Here is a 5,155-nt window from a genome sequence, read left to right as displayed (position 1 = left end):
CTCTTCATCTCTGTATAAGAAATAATAGCGGTGATGGTGACCGTCCTTCATATCAGTAAGGCGGCAGTTTAACTGCTCATCTAACTGCTGTCTCGTTACGTCAAGCGAATATAGTCTTCCATGGTTCGGTATATCAATCTGCAGTTCCTGCAGAAATGGGAGTTCTTTAAACAAATAAACGGATAAATCAAGGAGAAGTTCGTACACGAGATCTTCAGTTTCTAAGTAATGAAGGTATTCTTCTTTTGTGGCTGGTACATGAGGGTTGTAACGTCTGTAAGTGGAATAATCGCCGTAGAAAACAATTTTTGCACGAGATTGATGAAGTTCATAATATTTAATAAACTTGCTGGCTTTCATTTTGGTGACAGCGGTTCTAAAACGGTAGGAATTGCGAATCGCCTGGTGCTCTTCAGAACCGTGCTTAATTTGGGAAGCATTAAATGACAGAGTGGTATCTTCTACCAAATGGCCGACTTTAAACGTATCTTTCACAAAAAACATGGAAAACGATTTTCGTTTCATGACTGCTTCTGCCCCCCTCGCTTCACTTTTCACTACTTTTAGTATACGACGAAAACATTAAAAACCCAAGTAGGGAACAACCGACAAAATTCAACGTTTTGCCGGTTCTTTCGCCTCTCGCTCTTCTTTTGTATAAATCACTTGCATTGGACTTCCTCCGACGAATGCCCCGGCTGGAACGTCCTTGTGTACAAGCGTTCCAGCCGACACGATAGCGCCGTCACCAATCGTAACACCTGGAAGAATGGTGGAGTTCGCTCCGATCATCACTTCATCCCCGATGATCACATCACCGAGCCTGTATTCGTGCACGAGATACTCGTGTGCCAGGATCGTTGTGTTATATCCGATAACCGTATTGCGACCGACGCTGATGCGTTCCGGAAACATGACATCAAGCATGACCATCAGTGCGAAGGCCGTGTCCTCCCCTACTTTCATCCGGAGGAAATGGCGATAAATCCAGTTCTTCATAGGTAAAAAGGGAGTATAGCGTGCGACCTGGATGGCCGTGAAATTTTTCGCGACCTTCCAGAACGGCACGGTTTTATAGACTTGGTAAAGCGAGTTCTTGCCTTCAACCGGATAGCGTTCGGTTCTGCGCACTTATCTCTCTCCTAAATAATTCAGCAGGTCTGTCATCGAGTCCAGCATAACGTCTGGCTCGAACTGCTGCAGATATTCTTGGCCACGTATCGTCCATGCAACACCGGCTGTTTTCGTGCCTGCATTTTTTCCAGCAAGAATATCGTACTTGCTGTCACCGACCATAATCGCTTTTTCAGGTGAAGAAAGCAGAAGAGTCAGTGCCTTTTGAACAGGCTCTGGATCAGGCTTCGCACGCTGAACGTCATCTAATGTAACGACTGTGCTGAAGAATTTGTCCAATCCGACAAGCTTCAGTCCCATCTCCACCGTATTGCGCATTTTTGTCGTCACGATACCGAGTTTGTAGCCTTTTTTATAAAGTTCTTCTACCGTTTCAAAAACTCCTTCAAACTCTTCTACAAAATCGTCATGATGCGAGATGTTATGCTCGCGGTACACCTCGACAAGCTCCTCCACCTGGTCCTTGCTGAAATGCTCCATCGTCTCAACGAGCGGCATGCCCATAAGCGGCAAAACGTGCTCACGGTTATACTGTTCCGGGAAAAATTTATCCAATGTGTATAAAAATGACGCGATGATCAGCTCGTTTGTGTTAATGAGCGTCCCGTCAAGGTCAAATAATACTGTATCAATTTTTTTCATAGCTGCGCTTCCTTTCTAGTGGTGTGTATTTTACTTTTTTCTGCTCTCGTCCAGACAGCGGCTACTATGACAGTGAGAAGAATCGCTGTGAACAGCCGGATGATGAGAAGCGGCAGCACCGGAATGCCGAGCGGAACGAAAATGAGTGTATCTTCAACGACAGCGTGACAGCTGACGAGAAAAATGAACGCTAAATACAAATCTTTCTTAGACACATTATCTTCCTTCGCTGCCTGAATCATTACACCTGCACCAAAGGCGAGTCCGATTGTCAGGCCAGCCGCCATTGTCATCGAAGTATTCGGCTTCATGCCAAGAAGCTTTAAGGCCGGTGCCATCCAGTTCGAGAACGTGTTCAGCCATCCTTTGTCTTTTAAAAACTGCATGATGATCATGAGCGGGATGACAATCAGCGCAATCTGGCCGATGCCTGTCAGCGCCTTTTCCACTCCAGAGAATATGATTTCTACCCAGCCATCTGGCAATTGCTCCTGTTTTGGCATAAGACCGTACTGTGCCGTTTCACTGCCGCCGCGCCAGACAAGGTTTATGATTAAAGCCGAGATAACCGCAAGACCGATCCTGACTGTGACGATGACCCATATCTTCACGCCGACACTTGCAGCAACGCTCGATTCAATGAGGAGGTTATGTGAAAAGGACAGCATGACAGCAAGGATGAACACATGCTTAACTGTTAACGTATCCAATGTCAGGATCCCGCCGATGCCAGCGTACAAATTCAGCAGGTTGCCGAGCACGAGCGGAATCGCCGCTTCCCCAGGAAGTCCGATCCATTTCATAGCGGGTGAAAGGAATTTGATCAGCCATCCCATAACAGGTGTATGGCTTAGAATCGTTATGAAAAGAGTGACTGGAAAGATGATCTTTCCTAATGTCCACGTTGTTTTAAGCCCTGCGGCGGCCCCTCTTTTTATCGTCTCCATCATCAACCTTCTCTCTGTCCAAATAACGATGATTCGCATAGCCCGCTTTGCGGCGGATGATCAGTGCAATCAAAGCTGCAGCAATCCATACGAGTGACATGACCTGAGCGATGCGCAATGATTCAGTGAGCATCAGACTGTCTGTACGAAGACCCTCCACAAAGAAACGTCCGATAGAATACCAGATTAAATAAGTAAGGAACAACTCTCCGCGCCGCAGGTTAACTTTTCGCAGAGCGATCAGCACGATAACACCAAGCAAGTTCCAAAGAGATTCGTATAAGAACGTCGGATGATAATAGACTCCATTAATATACATCTGATTAATGATGAATTCCGGTAAATGCAGTGATTCTAAAAACGCGCGTGTAACCTCTCCGCCGTGTGCTTCCTGGTTCATGAAGTTTCCCCACCGGCCGATGGCCTGCCCAAGAAGGATACTAGGCGCAGCGATATCGACCAGTTTCCAGAAAGAAAACTTTTTTACTCTTGAAAAAATATACCCTGTTAAAAACGAACCGATCAGTGCACCATGGATGGCGATTCCGCCTTCCCAGATCGCTATGATCTTTTCCGGATTGGCACTGTAAAAATCCCATTTAAACGCGACATAATAGATCCGCGCACAAATGATCGCCACAGGAACAGCGATCATGACGACATCCACAAACGTATCTTTTGGAAGGCCTCTGCGCTCTGATTCTCTGACCGCAAGCCAAAGACCAAGAAGTGCGCCGCACCCGATAATGACACCGTACCAATAGATGGTCAGCGGACCGAGTTCCAAGGCTACCCGGTTAATAGGTTCAATTGTTGACTCCATTTCTCTCCACGTCCTTTTATCTTATCTCAATATGTTCTGTTTAATAATCTTCTTCATCTGGTGTTTCAATAACGTTCGTTAATCGCTCAGAAAACTGCTTAGCAGCGTTCATCCCCATCTTTTTCAGACGGAAGTTCATAGATGCTACCTCAATAATGACAGCCAAGTTTCGTCCTGGACGCACCGGAACAGTCAAAATAGGAATTTCTGTATCCAAAATCTGCATCATCTCATCCTCTAAGCCAAGGCGGTCATAAACCTTCTTCGCATCCCACGTTTCCAAGTTGATGACGAGGGCGATTTTTTTATAATTGCGGACCGCGCCGGCACCAAAAAGCGTCATCACGTTGATGATTCCAAGGCCGCGTATCTCAAGTAAATGCTGGATAAGCTCAGGCGCGCTTCCGATAAGTGTATCTTCATCTTCCTGGCGGATTTCAACCGAATCATCTGCCACGAGGCGATGTCCGCGCTTCACCAGCTCAAGCGCTGTTTCACTCTTACCGACGCCGCTGTTTCCGGTAATCAATACACCGATTCCGTAAATGTCCACCAGCACCCCGTGCATCGCTGTTGTTGGTGCGAGGCGGCTTTCCAGATAGTTAGTGAGACGGCTGGACAGCCTTGTCGTTGTCAGCTTTGAACGCATGATCGGCACACCTGATATGTGTGAAGCCTTGAGAAGCTCTTTCGGCACTTCCATGTCTCGTGTGATGATAATGCCTGGCGTTTCATCCGTACAAAGGCGGTTCAAACGCTCCATTCGCCGGTCTGGATCCAGATCAGATAAAAAAGAAAGCTCTGTTTTCCCTAGCAGCTGAAGACGCTCAGCCGGATAAAAGGTAAAATACCCTGCCATCTCAAGCCCTGGACGGGAAAGGTCGCTCGTCGTCACAGAACGGTGCACACCCTCCTCGCCGCTAACAAGCTCAAGCTGGAATTTATCAATAATCTCTTTCGTATGTACTCTTGCCATCATATCCTCCTAACCGGAATTTCCTGGTCAAATGATGCTTCTATTGTATCACTTTAGGTGCGGGAAAGCATAACACACGAAAAGCTTCGGGGTGAACGGTTTTTGCGGTTTTGCAGGTTTGAGGTTTGGGGTACGGTACGATTCTCATTAATAGCTGCTGCAGACAGAGTTTGGTTTGAATCGTACCGTACCCCAGTAAGTACCCCCTATTATTCCACATTAAAAATAACATAAATACCCATTACCATTTTGTTGTAAATATGAACACTTCTTGTAAATAACGAAAAAGGATGATCGCCAAAAATCGGCATCATCCTCTTTTTTGTTTCTTATTATCAAATATGACACTTTGTACGATGATGTTAACGATGGACAGAATAAGAGCAGCTCCTAGGGCCATTCCAAATCCATCAATGACAAAGGATGACCCGATCACCCAAGAAGTGAGCTTGAGCAGTGCTGCGTTAATAACGATCAAAAATAACCCAAGGGACAGCACTGTAACAGGCAAAGTGAGAAGTATGAGTATCGGCTTAAGGAAAATATGAAACAAGGACAGCAGCACACTTGCGATTAGCGCGGCTGTAAAACTCTTGATGTAGAAGGATTGAAAATAACCCGCCACCGCCATCA

Annotated in this window: 7 protein-coding genes; all 7 read right to left on the bottom strand. The window is 46.2% G+C overall.

Annotated elements, in window-relative coordinates:
• Nucleotides 1–525, bottom strand: a 525-nt coding sequence (locus tag CGZ90_RS14750; RefSeq protein ID WP_165766870.1) for a hypothetical protein, incomplete at its 3' end; no start/stop codon positions are given.
• A 90-nt stretch (nt 526–615) separates the two neighbouring features.
• Nucleotides 616–1,131 (bottom strand): acyltransferase, encoded by a 516-nt coding sequence (locus tag CGZ90_RS14745; protein WP_094253298.1) that lies wholly within the window; start codon nt 1,129–1,131, stop codon nt 616–618.
• A complete protein-coding gene (gene ppaX / locus CGZ90_RS14740; RefSeq protein WP_094253297.1) occupies nt 1,132–1,776 on the bottom strand; it encodes a pyrophosphatase PpaX in 645 nt (214 codons plus the stop codon). It abuts the gene before it with no gap.
• The gene (locus CGZ90_RS14735; RefSeq protein WP_094253296.1) at nt 1,773–2,726 is read right to left on the bottom strand and encodes a nucleoside recognition domain-containing protein; all 954 of its coding nucleotides are present in this window, start codon (nt 2,724–2,726) and stop codon (nt 1,773–1,775) included. The genes ppaX and CGZ90_RS14735 overlap by 4 nt, the downstream gene beginning before the upstream one ends.
• A complete protein-coding gene (gene lgt, locus CGZ90_RS14730; RefSeq protein WP_094253295.1) occupies nt 2,686–3,546 on the bottom strand; it encodes a prolipoprotein diacylglyceryl transferase in 861 nt (286 codons plus the stop codon). Before lgt ends, CGZ90_RS14735 begins: the two co-directional genes overlap by 41 nt.
• Before the next feature lie 40 nt (nt 3,547–3,586).
• Entirely contained in the window at nt 3,587–4,522 is a 936-nt protein-coding gene (hprK, locus tag CGZ90_RS14725) for an HPr(Ser) kinase/phosphatase (protein ID WP_094253294.1), read from the bottom strand.
• 310 nt (nt 4,523–4,832) lie between these two features.
• On the bottom strand, nt 4,833–5,153 hold the full coding sequence (locus tag CGZ90_RS20785) for a phage holin family protein (protein WP_094253293.1): 321 nt from the start codon (nt 5,151–5,153) through the stop codon (nt 4,833–4,835).
• Nucleotides 5,154–5,155 lie beyond the last annotated feature (2 nt).

The sequence above is a fragment of the Fictibacillus aquaticus genome, assembly GCF_002245695.1.
Classification (GTDB): domain Bacteria; phylum Bacillota; class Bacilli; order Bacillales; family Fictibacillaceae; genus Fictibacillus; species Fictibacillus aquaticus.
Note: the sequence above shows the minus strand (reverse complement) of the source record. Positions and strands in the feature narration are given on the sequence as shown.